At 71.0% G+C, this 17,610-nt stretch carries 16 protein-coding genes; 10 read left to right on the top strand and 6 right to left on the bottom strand.

Annotated elements, in window-relative coordinates:
• Positions 1-201: 201 nt before the first annotated feature.
• A complete protein-coding gene (locus ACEUEL_RS19675) occupies positions 202-1,377 on the top strand; it encodes an ATP phosphoribosyltransferase regulatory subunit (RefSeq protein WP_405709085.1) in 1,176 nt (391 codons plus the stop codon).
• Entirely contained in the window at positions 1,374-2,345 is a 972-nt protein-coding gene (gene hisG, locus ACEUEL_RS19670; RefSeq protein WP_405709082.1) for an ATP phosphoribosyltransferase, read from the top strand. Before ACEUEL_RS19675 ends, hisG begins: the two co-directional genes overlap by 4 nt.
• Here hisG and cysG read toward each other — a convergent pair.
• Positions 2,318-3,823 carry a siroheme synthase CysG gene (cysG, locus tag ACEUEL_RS19665; RefSeq protein ID WP_405709079.1) on the bottom strand — a complete coding sequence of 502 codons (1,506 nt, stop codon included), beginning with the start codon at positions 3,821-3,823 and terminating at the stop codon, positions 2,318-2,320. The two genes, hisG and cysG, sit on opposite strands and share 28 nt — an antisense overlap.
• Positions 3,824-4,198: 375 nt before the next feature.
• Here cysG and ACEUEL_RS19660 point away from each other — a divergent pair, with 375 nt between their 5' ends.
• Positions 4,199-4,648, top strand: a complete 450-nt coding sequence (locus tag ACEUEL_RS19660) for a hypothetical protein (protein ID WP_405709077.1) — start codon at positions 4,199-4,201, stop codon at positions 4,646-4,648.
• Here ACEUEL_RS19660 and ACEUEL_RS19655 read toward each other — a convergent pair.
• The 4 genes from ACEUEL_RS19655 to ACEUEL_RS19640 all read right to left on the bottom strand — a co-directional run bounded on the left by ACEUEL_RS19655 (position 4,552) and on the right by ACEUEL_RS19640 (position 7,158).
• Positions 4,552-5,070 carry a TIGR00645 family protein gene (locus ACEUEL_RS19655; RefSeq protein WP_405709074.1) on the bottom strand — a complete coding sequence of 173 codons (519 nt, stop codon included), beginning with the start codon at positions 5,068-5,070 and terminating at the stop codon, positions 4,552-4,554. The genes ACEUEL_RS19660 and ACEUEL_RS19655 overlap by 97 nt on opposite strands.
• Positions 5,071-5,212: 142 nt before the next feature.
• Positions 5,213-5,959: a hypothetical protein gene (locus ACEUEL_RS19650; RefSeq protein WP_405709071.1), complete on the bottom strand. Its 747-nt coding sequence runs from the start codon at positions 5,957-5,959 to the stop codon at positions 5,213-5,215.
• A 145-nt stretch (positions 5,960-6,104) separates the two neighbouring features.
• Complete coding sequence (gene msrA / locus ACEUEL_RS19645; protein WP_405709069.1) at positions 6,105-6,761, bottom strand: peptide-methionine (S)-S-oxide reductase MsrA; 657 nt, start codon at positions 6,759-6,761, stop codon at positions 6,105-6,107.
• Positions 6,762-6,846: 85 nt separating this feature from the next.
• Positions 6,847-7,158, bottom strand: coding sequence for a hypothetical protein (locus ACEUEL_RS19640; protein ID WP_405709066.1), 312 nt, complete (start codon positions 7,156-7,158; stop codon positions 6,847-6,849).
• A gap of 235 nt (positions 7,159-7,393) precedes the next feature.
• Here ACEUEL_RS19640 and ccoN point away from each other — a divergent pair, with 235 nt between their 5' ends.
• The 4 genes from ccoN to ccoP are packed head-to-tail and all read left to right on the top strand — an operon-like array spanning position 7,394 to position 10,920.
• Positions 7,394-9,070 carry a cytochrome-c oxidase, cbb3-type subunit I gene (ccoN, locus tag ACEUEL_RS19635; protein WP_405709063.1) on the top strand — a complete coding sequence of 559 codons (1,677 nt, stop codon included), beginning with the start codon at positions 7,394-7,396 and terminating at the stop codon, positions 9,068-9,070.
• A 12-nt stretch (positions 9,071-9,082) separates the two neighbouring features.
• Complete coding sequence (gene ccoO / locus ACEUEL_RS19630) at positions 9,083-9,838, top strand: cytochrome-c oxidase, cbb3-type subunit II (RefSeq protein WP_405709060.1); 756 nt, start codon at positions 9,083-9,085, stop codon at positions 9,836-9,838.
• A 12-nt stretch (positions 9,839-9,850) separates the two neighbouring features.
• Positions 9,851-10,006: a cbb3-type cytochrome c oxidase subunit 3 gene (locus ACEUEL_RS19625; RefSeq protein ID WP_405709057.1), complete on the top strand. Its 156-nt coding sequence runs from the start codon at positions 9,851-9,853 to the stop codon at positions 10,004-10,006.
• A 5-nt stretch (positions 10,007-10,011) separates the two neighbouring features.
• A complete protein-coding gene (gene ccoP / locus ACEUEL_RS19620; protein WP_405709054.1) occupies positions 10,012-10,920 on the top strand; it encodes a cytochrome-c oxidase, cbb3-type subunit III in 909 nt (302 codons plus the stop codon).
• 92 nt (positions 10,921-11,012) lie between these two features.
• On the opposite strand, the gene ACEUEL_RS19615 is transcribed toward ccoP, so the two are convergent.
• A complete protein-coding gene (locus tag ACEUEL_RS19615; RefSeq protein WP_405709051.1) occupies positions 11,013-13,037 on the bottom strand; it encodes an acyltransferase family protein in 2,025 nt (674 codons plus the stop codon).
• A gap of 237 nt (positions 13,038-13,274) precedes the next feature.
• Between ACEUEL_RS19615 and ccoG the strand changes: the two genes are divergently transcribed.
• The 3 genes from ccoG to ACEUEL_RS19600 are packed head-to-tail and all read left to right on the top strand — an operon-like array spanning position 13,275 to position 17,598.
• On the top strand, positions 13,275-14,738 hold the full coding sequence (gene ccoG, locus ACEUEL_RS19610) for a cytochrome c oxidase accessory protein CcoG (protein WP_405709049.1): 1,464 nt from the start codon (positions 13,275-13,277) through the stop codon (positions 14,736-14,738).
• A 15-nt stretch (positions 14,739-14,753) separates the two neighbouring features.
• Positions 14,754-15,272, top strand: coding sequence for a FixH family protein (locus ACEUEL_RS19605; RefSeq protein ID WP_405709046.1), 519 nt, complete (start codon positions 14,754-14,756; stop codon positions 15,270-15,272).
• Positions 15,273-15,279: 7 nt separating this feature from the next.
• Complete coding sequence (locus tag ACEUEL_RS19600) at positions 15,280-17,598, top strand: heavy metal translocating P-type ATPase (protein WP_405709044.1); 2,319 nt, start codon at positions 15,280-15,282, stop codon at positions 17,596-17,598.
• Positions 17,599-17,610: the final 12 nt, after the last annotated feature.

The following is a 17,610-nucleotide window of genomic DNA, read 5'->3' as shown; positions in this document are numbered from 1 at the left end:
ACGGACGAATGAAGACGTTTCCGCACATCGGACGAACCTCTCTGTCCGTCTGACGATATACGGAGCGGCGTCGCGGCGGAAAGGGGTGCTAAGCCGACCCTGCGCCACGCGGGCACGAGCCGGAACTCACCCCTTCCATTACCCCGCATGGACCCCGCCCCCCGACTTTGCTAGAAGCGCGCCGCAACGGAACCGCTGATCATGCGCGCCTTCTCGACCGATACGACGCCAGACGCCCCGGGCGGGCGCGACGCTTTGAACGGGCGCGCCTCGCCGCGCGCGGGCGAACTGCTCGCGCTCTATGGGCGCGGCGGCTTCACCCGCATCGATCCGCCGATCCTGCAGCCCGCCGATGCCTTTCTCGACCTCTCGGGCGAGGAGATGCGGCGCTTCATGTTCGTGACCACCGATGCCGAGGGGCGCGATTTGTGCCTGCGGCCCGACATCACCCTGCCGGTCTGCCGCGCCTTCCTCGCGGCGGGGGCGCAAGCGCCGGCCGACTTCGCCTATCTCGGCCCGGTGTTCCGCTCCAGCGAGGCCTCGGGCGAGTTCCTGCAGGCCGGCGTCGAATCCTTCGGCCGCGAGGATCGCGAGGCGGCCGATGCCGAGATCCTCGCGCTGGGGCTGGAGACGGCGGCGCTGTGGGGCATCGATCAGCCCACCATCCGGCTCGGCGACGCAGGCCTCTTCGCCGCGCTGCTCGACGCGCTCGCCCTGCCGCCCGGCTGGCGGCGGCGCCTCGTCAAGGATTTCGCCCGCGCCGGCAGCCTCGGCGCCGATCTCGGCGAACTGCGCCGGCGCCCGGAGGCGGGCGGCATCGCCGCGCGGGCGGGCGTGCTCTCGGCGCTGACCGGCTCCGACCCCGAGGCCGCGCACGCGTTGGTGACGGACCTGCTTTCCATAGCCGGCATATCGACGGTCGGCGGGCGCACCGTCTCGGAGATCGCCGGGCGCTTCCTCGAGCAGGCGACCTCGGGCGACGCCGACGGCCTGCCGGAGGAGAAGGTGGCGGTGCTGGAGCGCTATCTCACCATCGAGGGTGACCCCGATGCCGCCGCCCGCGCGCTGCGGGCGCTGGCCGACGAGGCCGGGCTCGACCTCGACGCCGCGCTCGACGCCTTCGAGACCCGCACCCATTTCATCGCCGCCCAGTCCGTGGCGGTGGAGGCGCTGCATTTCGCCGCCGCCTTCGGCCGCCCGCTCGACTATTACACCGGCATGGTGTTCGAGCTCTCCACCGCTGGCGCCCCGGCGCCGCTGGTGGCGGGCGGGCGCTATGACGGGCTGCTGGCCCGGCTCGGCGCCCGCGAGAGCATCCCGGCGGTGGGCTTCGCGGTGTGGATCGAACGGCTCGACGCGCTGGAGGCCGGGATATGAGCGCGCTGATCGTCGCCCTGCCGTCCAAGGGCCGGCTGCAGGAGAATGCGAGCGCCTTCTTCGCCCGCGCCGGCATGGCGCTGAGCCAGTCGCGCGGGGCGCGGGATTATCGCGGCACGCTGGGCGGCGTGGCGGATGTCGAGGTGGCGTATCTCTCCGCCTCCGAGATCGCCGGCCAGCTTGCGGCGGGCGCCGTGCATCTCGGCGTCACCGGCGAGGACCTGGTGCGCGAGAGCATTCCCGAGGCGGACGACAAGGTGCTTCTCGTCGAGAAGCTCGGCTTCGGCGCCGCCAATGTCGTCGTCGCCGTGCCGCAGGCCTGGATCGACGTGCGCACCATGCGCGACCTCGATGATGTCGCGACGCATTTCCACGGCGAGCGCGGCCGGCGCATGCGGGTGGCGACCAAGTACCTGAACCTGACGCGCGCCTTCTTCGCCCGCCACGGCATCGTCGACTACCGCATCGTCGAGAGCCTGGGGGCGACCGAGGGCACGCCCGCCGCCGGTGTGGCCGAGCTGATCGTCGACATCACCACGACGGGGACGACGCTGGCCGCCAACGCGCTGAAGGTGGTCGACGACGGTGTCATCCTGCGCTCGGAGGCCAATCTCGTCGCCTCGCTGAACGCCGACTGGACGCCGGCGGCGCGCGCGGCGACCCGCGCCCTGCTCGACCGCATCACCGCCGCCCGCCATGCCGGGGCGATGCGCGAGGTGAAGACGCGCTTTGCCGCCTGCGACGCGGCGATGATCGCGGAAGCCGTGCGGCGGTTCCGCGCGGTCGCCCCGTTCGGGGCGCCGACCTCCTCGGGGATGGTGACGCTACACTGCCCCCCGGACACGCTGCACGCCCTCGCCGTGTTCCTGCGCGAGAAGGGCGCGGCGACCGTCTCGGTCGGCCCGCTGGACTATGTGTTCAGCGCCGACAACCCGCTCTATCAGAAGCTGGAAGCCCGGCTCGGCTGATCGAGGGCGAACGCCTCCGCCTCGCCCAGCGCGTGGCCGAACAGGATGAGGCAGGGGCCGGTTGCGCCTTCCGCCACCGCCCGGTCGAGCGCCTCCCGCAGCGTCGCCACGGTGGCGGCGACCTGCCGCTCCTCCGGCCGGGTGGCGGCGAAGATGGCGAAGGCGGGTGTCGCCGGATCGAGCCCGGCCGCCATCGCCTTCGCCGCCAGCTCGCCCCAGGTGCGCTGCGGCATGTAGACCACCGTGCTGGCGGCCGGGTCGGCCAGCGCCTGCCAGTCGAGGTCGCGCGGCAGCTTGCCGTCGCGCGCATGGGCGGTGACGAACTGCAGCCGGCGGGCATGGTCGCGATGGGTGAGGGAGACGGCGAGACGGCTCGCCGCGCCCTGCGCCGAGGAGATGCCCGGCACCACCTCGACGGGCAGGCCGGCGGCGCGCGCGGCGGCGATCTCCTCGCCGGCGCGGCCGAAGATCAAGGGGTCGCCGCCCTTGAGGCGCACCACCCGCTTGCCCTGCTTCGCCAGCGTCACCATCAGCGCGTTGATGTCGTCCTGCTTGCAGGAGGGGCGGTAGCCGGTCTTGCCGACCAGCATCTTCTTCGCCTCGCGGCGGGCGACGTCGAGGATCGCCGGGGCGACGAGGTCGTCATAGAGCACGACATCGGCCGATTGCAGCACGCGCACGGCCTTCAGCGTCAGCAGTTCCGGGTCGCCCGGCCCGGCGCCGACCAGCACGACGGACCCCGTCTCGGGCCCGGCGCGATCGCTCTCGGCACGGGCGAGAAGGCTCTCGCGCAACCCCTCGCGCGGCTCCTGCTCCGGGGCTTCCAGCGCCTGCGCCGTGAAGCGTTCCCAGAAGCGGCGGCGGCCCTGATAGGAGAGCGCGAGGCGCGCCACCTCCGGCCGCCAGCGCCGCGCCGCCTCGGCCCAGCGCCGGAAGCCGGGCGGGATCACCGCCTCGATCTTGGCCCGCACCGCCTGCCCGAACACCGGAGCGGCGCCGTCGGTGGAGATGCCGACCACCAGCGGCGAGCGGTTGACGATGGCGCCGAAGGCGAAATCGCAGAAGGCCGGCTTGTCGACCACATTGACCGGCACGCCCGCCGCGCGGGCGGCGGCGGCGAAGCGGGCGGCCTCGTCCTCGTCCTCGATGGCGCCGATGGCGAGCGCCGCCCCGGCGAGGTCGTCGGGTCGCCAGTCGCGGGCCACGTGGCGGATCGGCCCGCCCGGCGGCGCGGCGATCAGCGCGGCGAGGTCGTCGGCGAGGTCGGAGGCGAACAGGGCGATGTCCGCCCCGGCGGCGGAGAGCAGTTCCGCCTTCCACGCGGCGGCATCCGAGCCGCCGGCGATCACCACGCGGCGCCCTTCCAGCCCGAAGAACAGCGGCAGCCGCGCCAGCTTGTCCATGCGCGCGCCGCCGCGCTCGCGCGGAAGCCGGTCGGGGGTCGTCTCATCGGCGGGCGTGTGCCCGAAATCAGCCATTGCAGCAGGTCCGAGGTTCGGCAGATCGTTGGTGAAGCATAGCACGCCCGCCGATGCCCCGGTTAGGCGACACGGCGCATGCCGGCAAGCACCGCAGCGCGGATCGCGCGGCCCGGCATCGCGCGGCCCTGCATCGCGCGGCCGGTTTCGCGCTTATCTCAAAGACCGTTAAAATGCGACCGATTGCGTTAGTCAGCAGCACACCATTTCCGGGCGATGCTTGTCCCGTCGAATCAGCGATCGGCTACAACGAATGACAGATGATTCGCGCCGCCATTGACGGGGCGGCTGGTATTGGCGGATGGCGGATCAGCAGATCTGCCGAAGGATGAGAAAAGTCAAAACGTGAATTCTGCTTATCGACGGAGGCTGTCCATGCTGCCTGCGCGACTGGTCGAGCGCGTCGCCAGCGCTTCCCATCGCTTTGCCTGTGCGTGCTTCCCCCTGCTGCAGAGCTGGGAGCGGCTGTCGCCGGAGCGCCGCGGCTATCAGCTCGATCTGGCCGCACGTGGGCTCAACGCGCTTACCCCGGCCGATGTGGCGGCGCTGGTCGACCGGCTGCTGCCGGACTATGCGCTGATGCCGCGCACGCCCGACGTACGGCTTCTGGCCGAGATGCAGGAGGCCGCCCGCACCGATGCCGGCACGATCTACGATGCGCGCCGGCGCTACCGCGCATTGCTCGATGTCGGCGCCTGGCAGCTGCGCCGCCGGCTGGCGCCGCCCGCTCAGTGCCCGTTGCCCTTGCCTTCCGACAGCTTGTCGGACCAGGCCAGCACGATGCCGGAGACCACGAACACGCAGTGGATGATCACCAGCCAGTAGAGCTGCTTCTCGTCCACGCCCTTGTCGAGGTTCATGAAGGCCTTGAGCAGGGCGATGGCGGAGATCGCGATGATCGACGCCAGCAGCTTCTGCTTGAGGCCGGCAAAGTCGACCTTGGTCATCCATTCCGGCCAGTCGGGATGGCCGGCGCCGTCGATCTTCGAGACGAAGTTCTCGTAGCCCGAGAAGATGACGATGATGACCAGGCTGCCGGTGAAGGTGAGGTCGATCAAGGCGAGGATGCCGAGGATGGTGTCGCTCTCGGTGAAGCCCGGGGCGTAGGTGACGAAGTGCCAGAGTTCCTTGGCGAATTTGAACAGCAGCACGCCGAGCGCGATGATCAGCCCGACATAGAACGGCGCCATCAGCCAGCGGCTGACCAGGATGAGCCGCTCGACCATCGCTTCCAGCACCTTCGCCATGGGACGCCCCGTTTGCTGCACCGCACCTGCGGCGCAGATGGGTGCCATGACGCGGGGCGCCCGGCAAGCCCCGCCACGGCAGGGGCGCCCTGCGCGAGGCGCGTCACGTCGCCATGGCGCGTGGATCCGGGCGCCGGCGCGCTCAGGGCGCCGGCGGCGCGGCGGGCATCACCTTCTGGTAGGTGTTCTTCATCTCGTCCTGGATGACGACGGCGGTGCCGCCGGCGACCAGCAGCAGGTCCTGCGCCGGCGTGTCCACCGTGTAGCGCCAGCCCGCCGGCGGCTTCAGCCGCGCGCCGAGCCCGGCAAGCTGGTCGTAGGTCAGCGCGGGGTCGACGATCTGCGCATAGGACTGCATCACATAGACGGCGCCGTCCGGCGCGATGAGCCTGAAGGTCGGCTTGCCGGCGTCGAAGCGGTAGGTGGTCTCGCGATCGATGGTCTGCTCGGTATAGGCCGGGCCCATCGCCTGGTGCAGCGACAGGCCGACCTCGGCGCGCTTGGCCATGGTGATGCCGCCCACGGTGATGACCTCGCCGGTCTTGGTCGCGCCGGTGGCGCTGATCCCGTCCATGATGAAGTGGCGCGGGCCGTTCATCACCACGGCGAGGGTGTCGAACTGGCGGAAGAGATCGCGCCGGGTCAGCGCGTCCCATTTGTCGGCGGGGCAGTCGTCGAAGCCGAGCGTGTTGTAGACGTCGGCGCGCAGGCCCTCGCGGGTGACGTGGACGGCGACGAGCTCGCAGTAGCGCGCGTCGCGCAGCACCGCCGGCAGGTGCGGCTCGGGCGACTGGGCACGGGCGGGATGGGGCACCAGCGGCGCCGCGGCGAGCAGCAGGGCGAGGAGCGCGTGCCGGGGGCGGCGGCGGCGGATGGCGCGGATGTTCATGGCGGACCCTGTCGGAATCGTGCCGGCGAAGCGGTTCGGAGCGGCAGGATAAGGCGCCGCCCTCCCGCACGGGAAGGCGGAAAGCCGATAGGATCAAGAATCGACAGGGGGAGCCCCGCCCGGCGCCGCGGGCGGGGCGGCCGCGTCAGGCGGTGACGCCGGTGCCGATCGGGCAGGACACGCCGGTGCCGCCGAGCCCGCAATAGCCGCCGGGATTCTTGGCGAGATATTGCTGGTGGTAGCCCTCGGCGAAATAGAAGGTCGGGGCGTCGACGATCTCGGTGGTGATCGCCGGGAAGCCGCGCCTGGCCAGCTCCGCGCCATAGGCCGCCTTCGAGCGCTCGGCGGCGGCGCGCTGGGCGGGGTCGGTCACATAGATGCCGGAGCGGTAGGTGGTGCCGACGTCATTGCCCTGGCGCATGCCCTGGGTCGGGTCGTGGCTCTCCCAGAACAGCTTGAGGAGTTCGTCATAGCTGACCACCGCCGGATCGTAGACCACCAGCACCGCCTCGGCATGGCCGGTGCGGCCGGTGCAGGTCTCCTCATAGGTCGGGTTCGGGGTGATGCCGTTGATGTAGCCGACCGCCGTCACCCACACGCCCGGCGTCTGCCAGAACTTGCGCTCGGCGCCCCAGAAGCAGCCGAGCCCGAAGATCGCGGTCTCGAAACCCTCGGGGTAGGGCCCCTTCAGCGGATGGCCACTGACGAAATGGCGCTCGGTGGTGGGTAGCGGCGTCGCCCGCCCGGGCAGCGCCTCGGCGGCGGTGGGCAGGTCGAGGCTCTTCTTGAAAAACTGGAACATGCGGCAGCTCCGTGGCAGTCGTCGCCCTTCGAAAATCCCGCCCAATATGGGGTTTGCCGCCCACGGCCGCCAGCGCCGCCGCCGATCACCTCGCCGTGCGCCGGCGACCGGTGCGCCCGAGCAGCATGAGCACGAGGCCGAGCCCGCCGAGCACGGCGGCCAGCGGCGCCATCAGCAGGGGCACGCCGAAGCGCTCCCACATCTCCGGCGAGAACCGGGTCTCCACCAGCGCCTGGAACTGGGCGAGCGTGCCCTCGCTGATCGCGAACCAGGCCTCGCCGAGCGGGGTCATCACGATGTCGGACGCGGCGATCGAGCGCGTGCCGTCGACGACGAACGCGACGAAGCCGCCGGCCAGCAGCCACAGCCCGATGAAACGCAGCAGGAACCGGATCATGCGCGCGTCGTCCCCTCGTCGATCCACACCCCGCCCATGCTGTAGGCGGGCCATGGCGGGTGCGCAAGCGGGGGCGTGATCGCGCGCCGCCCTTGGGCGCTGCGTCACTGCGGACGTCCGGTAAGACCCTTAGCCTTGACCTGCATCAAGGCCGCGCCCCGCTCCCGGCAGGAAAGGTCGCCCGCGTGGAGTCGTTCCAGCCTTGGGACGACCGGAAGGCGGAAGAGGGGCGCATATGGCGCAGTATCAGCACGGGCCGGCACCATCCAAGCGGATGACCACCGGCGAGGGAGGGGTGGCGGCCGCATTCGTGCTGCTGGCCGTTTTCGCGATCACCGTGGCGGCCAACGCGCAGACGTCGGCCTACGCTTTCCACGCCTATCTGTTCGCGCTGGCGAGCATCGCGACGGTGTTCGTCGTGATCAACCGCTATGTCGACCGGCCGGCGGAGTTCCCCCCGCTCGAGGTCGACGGCAAGCCGAACTACAATTTCGGCCCGGTGAAGTTCGCCACCCTCGCGGCGATGTTCTGGGGCCTCGCCGGCTTCCTGGTCGGCGTCATCATCGCCTTCCAGCTCGCCTTCCCGGCGCTGAACCTCGACCTGCCCTGGACCGCCTTCGGCCGGCTGCGGCCGCTGCACACCTCGGCGGTGATCTTCGCCTTCGGCGGCAACGTGCTGATCGCCACCTCGATGTATGTGGTGCAGCGCACCTCGCGCGCGCGCATGGTCGGCGACCTCGCGCCCTGGTTCGTCGTGCTGGGCTACAATTTCTTCATCCTCATCGCCGGCACCGGCTACCTGCTCGGCATCACCCAGTCGAAGGAATATGCCGAGCCCGAATGGTACGCCGACCTCTGGCTGACCGTGGTGTGGGTGGTCTACCTGCTGGTCTATCTCGGCACGCTGTGGCGCCGGAAGGAGCCGCACATCTATGTGGCGAACTGGTTCTACCTCGCCTTCATCGTGACCATCGCCGTGCTGCATATCGGCAACAACGCCGCCGTGCCGGTCTCGATCTATTCGCCCAAGTCCTACATCGTCTGGTCGGGCGTGCAGGACGCCATGGTGCAGTGGTGGTACGGCCATAACGCGGTCGGCTTCTTCCTCACCGCCGGCTTCCTCGGCCTGATGTACTACTTCATCCCCAAGCGGGTCGACCGCCCGGTCTATTCCTACCGCCTGTCGATCATCCACTTCTGGGGCCTGATCTTCCTCTACATCTGGGCCGGCCCGCACCACCTGCACTACACCGCGCTGCCGGACTGGGCGCAGACGCTGGGCATGACCTTCTCGATCATGCTGTGGATGCCCTCCTGGGGCGGCATGATCAACGGCCTGATGACGCTCTCGGGCGCCTGGGACAAGCTGCGCACCGACCCGGTGCTGCGCCTGATGGTGGTCTCCGTCGCCTTCTACGGCATGTCGACCTTCGAGGGGCCGCTGATGTCGGTGAAGTCGGTCAACTCGCTGAGCCACTACACCGACTGGACCATCGGCCACGTCCATTCCGGTGCGCTCGGCTGGGTCGCCTACATCTCCTTCGGCGCGATCTACTGCCTGGTGCCCTGGCTGTGGAAGAAGCGGGAGCTGTATTCGCTCAAGCTGGTGAACTGGCACTTCTGGATCTCGACGCTCGGCATCGTGCTCTACATCTCCTCGATGTGGGTCGCGGGCATCCTGCAGGGCCTGATGTGGCGCGCCTACACCTCGCTCGGCTTCCTCGAATACTCCTTCATCGAAACCGTCGAGGCGATGCACCCCTTCTATGTCATCCGCGCGCTGGGCGGCGTGCTGTTCCTGGTCGGCGCCCTGCTGATGGCCTTCAACCTGTGGATGACCATCCGCTCGCCCGAGACGGCCGAGGCCGACACCGGCCTGCGCACCGCCCCCACCCTCCAGCCGGCCGAGTGAGGACGCACCATCATGGCGACCGCCACGCAGACCAAATCCTTCTGGGCCAAGCACGCCTTCTTCGAGAAGAACTCGATCTGGCTGATCATCGGCATCCTGATCGTCATCTCCATCGGCGGTCTCGTCGAGATCGTCCCGCTCTTCTACCTGAAGAGCACCATCGAGACGGTGTCCGGGGTGCGCCCCTGGTCGCCGCTCGAGCTCGCCGGCCGCAACATCTATGTGCGCGAGGGCTGCTACAACTGCCACTCGCAGATGGTGCGCCCGCTGCGTGACGAGGTGGAGCGCTATGGCCACTACTCGCTGGCCGCCGAGAGCATGTACGACCACCCCTTCCAGTGGGGCTCGAAGCGCACCGGGCCGGACCTCGCCCGCGTCGGCGGCAAGTATTCGGACGAGTGGCAGCGCCAGCATCTCGCCGATCCGCGCTCGGTGGTGCCCGGCTCGATCATGCCCGGCTACCCCTTCCTCGCGCAGAACGTGCTCGACGCCGCCCATATCGGCGCCGACATGAAGACCAACGCCATCGTCGGCGTGCCCTACACCGAGGAGATGATCGCCAGCGCGCAGGCGGACCTGCGCACCCAGGCGACCACCGACGCGGCCGATTCCGAGGCCTTCCTGAAGCGCTACCCGAAGGCGCAGATCCGCGACTTCGACGGCAACCCCGCGCTCATCACCGAGGCGGACGCGCTGATCGCCTATCTGCAGACGCTCGGCACGATGGTCGATTTCAAGCTGTACGACGACAAGGCGAACATCCGCTGAGGAGGCGATGAGATGAACGAGACCTACCGCGCCTTCGCCGAGTTCGCCCAGACCTGGGGGCTGCTCTACTTCGTCGGCCTCTTCCTGTGCGCGCTCGTCTACGCGCTCTCGCCCCGCCGCAAGGGCGAGTTCGACCACGCCGCCCGGCTGCCGCTCAGCGAGGATTGAGAACCATGGCCGACATACACGCCAAGAATCCCGCTGATCCCCACGCCGGGGAGGTCGACACCGTCACCGGCGTCGCCACCACCGGCCACGAGTGGGACGGCATCCGCGAACTGAACAACCCGCTGCCGCGCTGGTGGCTGTGGACCTTCTACGCGACCATCGTCTGGTCGGTGCTGTACTGGCTCGTCTACCCGGCCTGGCCGCTGGTGACGAGCTACACCTACGGCGTGCTCGGCTGGAAGTCGCGCGAGGCGGTGCAGGTCCAGCTCGCGGACCTGCGCACCCAGCGCGCCGCCTTCGCCGGCAAGATCGAGGCGGCCTCGCTGCAGGAGATCGAGAGCAACCCCGAGCTGCTCGCCTTCGCCCGCGCCCAGGGCCGCGCCGCCTTCGGCGACAATTGCGCCCCCTGCCACGGCGCCGGCGGGGCGGGCTCGAAGGGCTATCCCAACCTCAACGACGACGACTGGCTGTGGGGCGGCTCGCTCGACCAGATCCAGCAGACCATTCTGCACGGCGCCCGCTCGACCGATCCGGACGCGCATGTCGGCGACATGCCGGCCTTCGGCCGCGACGGCATGCTGCAGCGCCCGGAGATCATCGCCGCGGCGGATTACGTCCGCTCGCTGTCGGGCCTCGCCCCGCCGGCCGGCGTGAGCCCGGACCTCGCCAAGGGCAAGGAGGTGTTCGAGGCGAACTGCGCCGCCTGCCACGGCGCCGACGGCAAGGGCAACCCGGAACTCGGCGCGCCCAACCTGACGGACGGCATCTGGCTCTACGGCTCGGATCGCGACGCGGTGATCGCCTCGATCACCAATGGCCGCGCGGGCACCATGCCGGCCTGGTCCGGCCGCCTCGACACCAGCACCATCAAGGCGCTGACGGTCTATGTGCACTCGCTCGGCGGCGGCAAGTAACCCGCCGCCCACCGATGCCCCCGGCGACATGCGAAGGCCCGGCCGACCGCCGGGCCTTTCGCGTTGAGGAGATAGGGCAGGCGGCGTCGCGTTCAGGGCAGGCTGGAGGCGTGCTCCGGCCACGGCATGGCGCCGGAGCGGGTGCGATCGGGATCGCGGGCGACGATGTCGCGGTAGAGATCGTCGAACAGCGCGTCGAAGGCCGGCGCCAGCCGGGCGGCGCCGGCGCGGCTGAGATGGTTGCCGTCGTAATAGAGCACGTCGCCGCTCTCGACGACGAGGCAGCGCCCGTCCGGGCACAGCACCGGCACCGGATCCAGCAGGGTCAGCCGGTCGGCATGGGCGTCGAGCAGCGGCGCGAGGGCGGCGTCGAAGCCGGCCTGGCGGGCGCTGTGCGCCTCCACGGTCGGGCCGAGGGGGAGTGGCCGGCCGAAATGCAGCTGCCGCGCCACCACCGAAGGTGCGGAAAAGCCGATCTCCGGCACCTCACCGAGGATCGCCACCCGCCGGCCCTCGAGCGCCTCGAGCGTGCGGGCGAGGCCGCGCGCGACCACGGCGCCGTCGTCCCCGGGGCTCTGCCCGTCCGAGAGCGGCGAGCGGGCGTCGCCCGCGCCCTCGCCGCCGAGATAGAGGCCCCAGCGGGCGACCAGGATGACGGTCGGGATGTCGAGCGCGGCGATGGTCTCGGTCATCTTCGCCGCATGGGCCGCGCAGGCGCGCCGTGCCGGCGCCCGTTCGACGCCGACCAGCGGCGGGCAGGCGACGCGGGCGAGCAGCACGCCCTTGAGCCCGTAGCGGCGGGCGCGCTCGCCGATCGCGGCGGCGGTGGCGAAGGCGTGGGAATCCCCCACCAGCGCGAAATCGAAGCCCGGCGCGTTTTCATCGCCGATGATGCAGGGCAGGTCCGCCCGGCCGTCCGGCTCCCCGGCACGGCAGCGCCCGCCCAGCGTCGGACGGTCGTGGCGGAAGGCGGCGGCGCGCTGCACCTCCGGCGAGAGCCGCTGCGGCAGGCCGTTGGTCAGCGTGGCGACGAGCCCCACCGCCACCATCGCCGCCGAGCCGGCGCCGACCATCCGCCCCAGCGCCCGATCGTCCGGGACCCAGCGGCGCCGGCGCACCGGATCCTCGATGTAGCGCGCGGTCAGCACCGACAGCGCCAGCGTCAGGGCGGCGATCGCGACCTGCTCGCCCGGCGAGGGCAGTTCCAGCGTCGCATAGGTCCAGAACACGATCAGCGGCCAGTGCCACAGATAGACCGGATAGGAGATGCGTCCCAGTGCCACCAGCGGCGTGGTTGCGAGCAGCCGGTGCACGGGCGAGCCGCCCGCCGCGCCGGAATGCAGCACCAGCGCCGTGCCGAGGCAGGGCACCAGCGCGGCTGCGCCCGGGAAGGGCGTGCCGGCGTCGAAGGCGAACACCGCGACGCCGATCAGCGCGAGGCCGGCAAGCGCCGCCCCCGCCCGCAGGCCGGCGTGGCGGATCGCGGGGACGATCCCGGTGGCGAGCAGCGCGCCGATCAGCAGCTCGAAGCCGCGGGTGGAGAGGTGGTAATAGGCCCCGTCGCGCCCGTTCGCGACCGCCTCGACGCTGATGGCGAAGGACAGCAGCGCCAGCCCCGCCAGCACCGGCACCACGGCGCGCCGCCCGAGCCGGGCGAGGGCGACGAAGACCGCGCCGATGACGAGGTAGAACTGCCCCTCGACGCCCAGCGACCAGGTGTGCAGCAGCGGCTTGGTCAGCGCCTCCGCATCGAAATAGCCGACCTGCGCGGAGAAGACGAAGTTCGAGACCGACAGCGTCGCCGCCATCAGCGAGATGCCGAAGCTGCGCAGCTCGTGCGGCATGAACAGCACGAGCGCGGCGAGGCTCGAGGCGGCCAGCACGGTGGCGAGGGCGGGGAACAGCCGCCGGCTGCGGCGCAGCAGGAAGGGGAACAGCGAAAAGCGCCCCGCCTCGATATCGGCGAGGATGAGCGCGGTGATGAGGTAGCCGGAGATGACGAAGAACACGTCGACGCCCGCGAAGCCGCCGCCGAACGCCGCGATCTGCAGGTGAAAAAGTACCACCGGGGCCACGGCGAGTGCGCGCAGCCCGTCGATGTCCGCTCGGTATCCCATCCAGCCCGTATCCCCCGCCGGGCACTAAACCGTGAATTTAGAACTATCGCAACGCGAATGATGCCGCAGCGTCATCGCGGTACCCGTTCCCGGCGCGGCGGTGCGCCGCATAAGCATTTCACCGGGTCCGTCATGCACCGGATCATCGGCTAGGGCTGGGGGGCGTAGAAGACGAGGGGTGAGCCCGGCGGCGGTTTCCGTTCCGGGGGTGACATCCGCGAGGAATGGCGAGCCGAGATGAGCGTTGCGACCAAGCAATCCGCCCCGGAGGACGCACTCGTCGAGGACGGCCCGCTCTATTCGGCGCGCCGCAAGATCTACCCGATCGCCGTGCACGGCACCTTCCGCCGCATCAAGTGGGCGCTGCTCGTCGTCACGCTCGGCATCTATTACCTGCTGCCCTTCGTGCGCTGGGACCGCGGGCCGGGCGCGCCCTCGCAGGCGGTGCTGGTCGATTTCCCGAACCGGCGCTTCTACTTCTTCTTCATCGAGATCTGGCCGCAGGAGATCTACTACCTCACGGGCCTGCTCATCCTGGCCGCGCTGATCCTGTTCCTGATGAACGCCGTCGCCGGCCGGCTCTGGTGCGGCTATCTCTGCCCGCAGACGGTGTGGACCGACCTGTTCCAGGCCATCGAGCGCATGGTCGAGGGTGACCCGCGCGAGCGGCGCGAGAAGCTCAAGCACGCCTCCAAGGCCCAGCGCGCGTTCGAGGCGGCGTCCAAGCATGTGCTGTGGCTGATGGTGGCGTGGTGGACCGGCGGCGCCTGGGTGCTCTATTTCGCCGACGCCCCGACGCTGGTGATGGAACTGCTGAAGGGCCAGGCGCCGCTGGTGGCCTATGCCTGGATCGGCATCCTCACCTTCACCACCTATGTGCTGGCCGGCCACATGCGCGAGCAGGTGTGCACCTATATGTGCCCCTGGCCGCGCATCCAGGCGGCGCTGACCGACGAATACGCCCTCAACGTCACCTACAAATACGACCGCGGCGAGCCGCGCTGCTCCTTCAAGAAGGGCGAGGCGCTGCGCAAGCAGGCGCTGCCGGCCGGCGACTGCATCGATTGCGGCCAGTGCGTCGCCGCCTGCCCGACGGGGGTGGACATCCGCAAGGGGCTGCAGCTCGACTGCATCCAGTGCGGCCTGTGCATCGATGCCTGCGATACGGTGATGACCAAGGTCGGCCGCCCCGCCGGGCTGATCGGCTACGACACCGACATGAACGTGCTGGCCCGCATCGAGGGCAAGCCGGAGGTGCGCAAGGTGCTGCGCCCGCGCACCCTGCTCTATGCCGGCCTGATCGGGGTCACCGGCGCGATCATGCTGGCGGCGCTGGCGACGCGCGGCACCGAGAGCGTCGCGGTGATGCACGACCGCAACCCGCTCTTCGTGCAGCTCTCGGACGGCTCGATCCGCAACGCCTACACCGTGCGCCTCGTCAACAAGGAGCGCGTGCCGCGCCGCTTCGCCATCGCGGTGGAAGGCGTGCCGGACGCCGTCGTCGAGGTGGTCGGCGAGCCGTCCGCGCCCGGCACCGCGCCGGTGATCCCGGTCGGCCCCGACCAAACCTTCGAGGCGCGCGTCCTCGTCTCGACCCACGCCAAGCTGCCGGCGGAGGCCTCGCTGACCGTGACCTTCCGCATCACCGACGTCGAGGGCGGCCGTGCCGCCACCGCGTCCGACCATTTCAAGGGCCCGTAGGGGCAGGGTATCGCGATGAAGGCTGCAACCGTCCATCCCGCCACCCGCTCCCCGGCGCCGCCGCCGCGCGGCGAGCGCGTCCTCACCGGCCGGGCCGTGCTGGCCTGCTTCCTCGGCTTCTTCGCGGTGGTGTTCACCGCCAACTTCTTCCTGGTGCGCTTCGCGCTCAGCAGCTTCGGCGGCGTGGAGACCGAGAGTTCCTACCAGGCGGGCCTCGTCTTCAAGCAGGAGGAGGCGGCGGCGGCCGAGCAGGCGGCACGCCACTGGCAGGTCAGCGCCCATGTCGAGCCCGGCACGGTGCGCATCGCCGCGCTGGACGCGCAGGGGCTGCCGCTGGCCGGCCTCGACGCGCGCGTGCGGCTGCATCACCCCACCGACCGCCGGCTGGACGAAACGCTCGATCCCCGGCCCGGCGCCGCGGGCGTCTGGGTCGCGCGCACCGACGTGCCGCCGGGCCAGTGGGATCTGGTCATCGAGCTGTCGCGGGACGGCGCGCGGCAGTTCCGCTCGACCAACCGCATCCTCGTCAAGTGAGGCGGCGATGGACGCGGCGATCCCGGCTCCCTCCGCCCTGAACCGCGCTGCGCCGCGCGCGCCGCTGGCGGCCGCGGCGCCGGCGGACTATGCGCTGTTCCTGCGCTGCGACCCCACCGGCGCGCCCTGCATGGAATTCGCCGTCGAGGGCATCGACTGCGCCGCCTGCATCGACGAGATCGAGGATGCGGTGGAGGCGCTCGATGGGCCCGAGCGGGCGCGGCTGAACTACACCAGCCACCGGCTGTCCGTGGCCTGGACGCCGGGCGAGGCCGCCCCGCGCCCCGGCGAGGTGATCGACGCGCTGGGGGCGCTCGGCTACCGCGCCCACCCCTTCGAGACCAGCCGTGCCGAGGCGATCGAGGCCGAGCGCTCGCGCCACCTGCTGCGCTGCCTGTCGGTCGCCGGCTTCGCGGCGATGAACATCATGCTGCTCTCGGTCTCGGTCTGGTCGGGCAACGTCACCGACATCACCCCCGAGACGCGCGACCTGTTCCACTGGATCTCGGCGCTGATCGCGCTGCCCGCCGCCGCCTATGCCGGCCAGCCCTTCTTCCAGAGCGCGCTGCGGGCGCTCCGCGCGCGCAGCCTCAACATGGACGTGCCGATCTCGCTCGGCGTGCTGCTGGCGCTCGGCGTCTCGGTGTTCGAGACGCTGAACCATGCCGAGCACGCCTATTTCGATTCGGCGGTGATGCTGCTGTTCTTCCTGCTGACGGGGCGCTATCTCGACCACGCCATGCGCCGGAAGACGCGGGCGGCGGCGGGCAACATCGCCGCCCTGCGCGCCGACATCGCGAGCCGCATCGAACCCTCGGGCGCGGTGGTTGCGGTGCCGGCGGCGGCGGTCGAGGCCGGCGACGTGGTGCTGGTGCGGGCCGGCGAGCGCGTGCCGGTCGACGGCGTGGTGCGCTCGGGCATGGCGCTGGTCGACGAAAGCCTCGTCACCGGCGAGACCCTGCCGACCCCCCGTGCCGCCGGCGCGCGCATCCATGCCGGCAGCCTGATCCATGACGGTTCGCTGCACATCGCCGCCACCGCGGCGGGCACCGACACCTTCCTCGACGAGATCGAGCGGCTGCTGGAGGCGGCCTCGACCGCGCGCGGGCGCTATGTCCGCCTCGCCGACCGGGCGGCGCGGCTCTACGCGCCGGTGGTGCACGCCACCGCCGCGCTTTCGCTGATCGGCTGGCTGCTGGCGGGCGCATCGCTGCATCAGGCCGTGCTGATCGCCGTCGCCGTGCTGATCATCACCTGCCCCTGCGCGCTGGCGCTCGCCGTGCCGGCCGTGCAGGTGGTGGCCGCCGGGGCGCTGATGCGGGCCGGCGTGCTGCTCAACGCCGGCGACACGCTGGAACGGCTCGCCGAGATCGACACCGCCGTGTTCGACAAGACCGGCACACTGACCCTGCCCGAGCCGCAGGTGGCCAACCGCGACGCGGTGCCGGCCGACCTGCTCGCCCTTGCCGCGCGCCTCGCCCTGTCGAGCCACCATCCGCTCGCCCGTGCCGTCGCGGCGGCGGTGCCCGCGGTGGTGCCGTTCGAGGCGGTGAGCGAAACCGCGGGCGAGGGCGTCGAGACGCTGGTCGAGGGCGTGATGCTGCGCCTCGGCAGCGCCGCCTTCTGCGGGGCGGAGGATCTTGCGCTCGAGGCGCGGGCGCGCGAGCCGGAAGCCTCGCTGGTGGCGCTGCGCTACGGCGCGCGCCGGGCCGTGCTCGTGATCCGCCAGCGCCTGCGCGCGGACGCGGCGTCGACGCTCGGCCATCTGCGCGGCGATGGCATACACCTCGCCATCCTCTCCGGCGACCGCACCGCCGCGGTGGCGACGCTGGCCGACGAGCTCGACGTCGCCGACTGGCGCGCAAGTGCCACCCCCGCCGCCAAGATCGCCGCGCTCGACGCCTATGCCGGCGAGGGACGAAAGGTGCTGATGGTCGGCGACGGGCTGAACGACGCGCCCGCGCTCGCCCGCGCCCATGTCTCGCTCTCGCCGGTGACGGCCGCCGACCTGACGCAGGCCCATGCCGACGCGGTGTTCCTCGGCGAGCGGCTCGCCCCCGTCGCCGACGCCATCGCCATCGCCCGCCGGGCGCGGGAGCTGATGCGGCAGAACCTGATCATCGCCGTCGTCTACAACCTGTTCGCCGTGCCGCTGGCCATCGCCGGCTATGTGACGCCGCTGATCGCCGCGCTCGCCATGTCCGGCTCCTCGGTGATCGTGACGCTGAACGCGCTGCGCGCCCGGCCGGCGGGCGGCGGCGTGCCGCTCGCGGCTCGGGGCCGTCCCGACGGCGCGCCGGCGGCTGCGCCCGCGACGGCGGCGTGAGGGGAGGGTTCG

It is taken from the genome of Ancylobacter terrae (assembly GCF_045108345.1).
Classification (GTDB): Bacteria; Pseudomonadota; Alphaproteobacteria; order Rhizobiales; family Xanthobacteraceae; genus Ancylobacter.
Note: the sequence above shows the minus strand (reverse complement) of the source record. Positions and strands in the feature narration are given on the sequence as shown.

What these genes read in the sequence shown, in the direction of transcription:
- ACEUEL_RS19600 (WP_405709044.1), top strand. Translation starts at nt 15,280, where the DNA reads ATGGACGCGGCGATCCCGGCTCCCTCCGCCCTGAACCGCGCTGCGCCG.
- ccoP (WP_405709054.1), top strand. Translation starts at nt 10,012, where the DNA reads ATGGCCGACATACACGCCAAGAATCCCGCTGATCCCCACGCCGGGGAG.
- ACEUEL_RS19615 (WP_405709051.1), bottom strand. Translation starts at nt 13,037, where the DNA reads ATGGGATACCGAGCGGACATCGACGGGCTGCGCGCACTCGCCGTGGCC.
- cysG (WP_405709079.1), bottom strand. Translation starts at nt 3,823, where the DNA reads ATGGCTGATTTCGGGCACACGCCCGCCGATGAGACGACCCCCGACCGG.
- ACEUEL_RS19605 (WP_405709046.1), top strand. Translation starts at nt 14,754, where the DNA reads ATGAAGGCTGCAACCGTCCATCCCGCCACCCGCTCCCCGGCGCCGCCG.
- ACEUEL_RS19655 (WP_405709074.1), bottom strand. Translation starts at nt 5,070, where the DNA reads ATGGCGAAGGTGCTGGAAGCGATGGTCGAGCGGCTCATCCTGGTCAGC.
- ACEUEL_RS19660 (WP_405709077.1), top strand. Translation starts at nt 4,199, where the DNA reads ATGCTGCCTGCGCGACTGGTCGAGCGCGTCGCCAGCGCTTCCCATCGC.
- ACEUEL_RS19640 (WP_405709066.1), bottom strand. Translation starts at nt 7,158, where the DNA reads ATGATCCGGTTCCTGCTGCGTTTCATCGGGCTGTGGCTGCTGGCCGGC.
- ACEUEL_RS19625 (WP_405709057.1), top strand. Translation starts at nt 9,851, where the DNA reads ATGAACGAGACCTACCGCGCCTTCGCCGAGTTCGCCCAGACCTGGGGG.
- ccoN (WP_405709063.1), top strand. Translation starts at nt 7,394, where the DNA reads ATGGCGCAGTATCAGCACGGGCCGGCACCATCCAAGCGGATGACCACC.
- ACEUEL_RS19675 (WP_405709085.1), top strand. Translation starts at nt 202, where the DNA reads ATGCGCGCCTTCTCGACCGATACGACGCCAGACGCCCCGGGCGGGCGC.
- ccoG (WP_405709049.1), top strand. Translation starts at nt 13,275, where the DNA reads ATGAGCGTTGCGACCAAGCAATCCGCCCCGGAGGACGCACTCGTCGAG.
- msrA (WP_405709069.1), bottom strand. Translation starts at nt 6,761, where the DNA reads ATGTTCCAGTTTTTCAAGAAGAGCCTCGACCTGCCCACCGCCGCCGAG.
- ccoO (WP_405709060.1), top strand. Translation starts at nt 9,083, where the DNA reads ATGGCGACCGCCACGCAGACCAAATCCTTCTGGGCCAAGCACGCCTTC.
- ACEUEL_RS19650 (WP_405709071.1), bottom strand. Translation starts at nt 5,959, where the DNA reads ATGAACATCCGCGCCATCCGCCGCCGCCGCCCCCGGCACGCGCTCCTC.
- hisG (WP_405709082.1), top strand. Translation starts at nt 1,374, where the DNA reads ATGAGCGCGCTGATCGTCGCCCTGCCGTCCAAGGGCCGGCTGCAGGAG.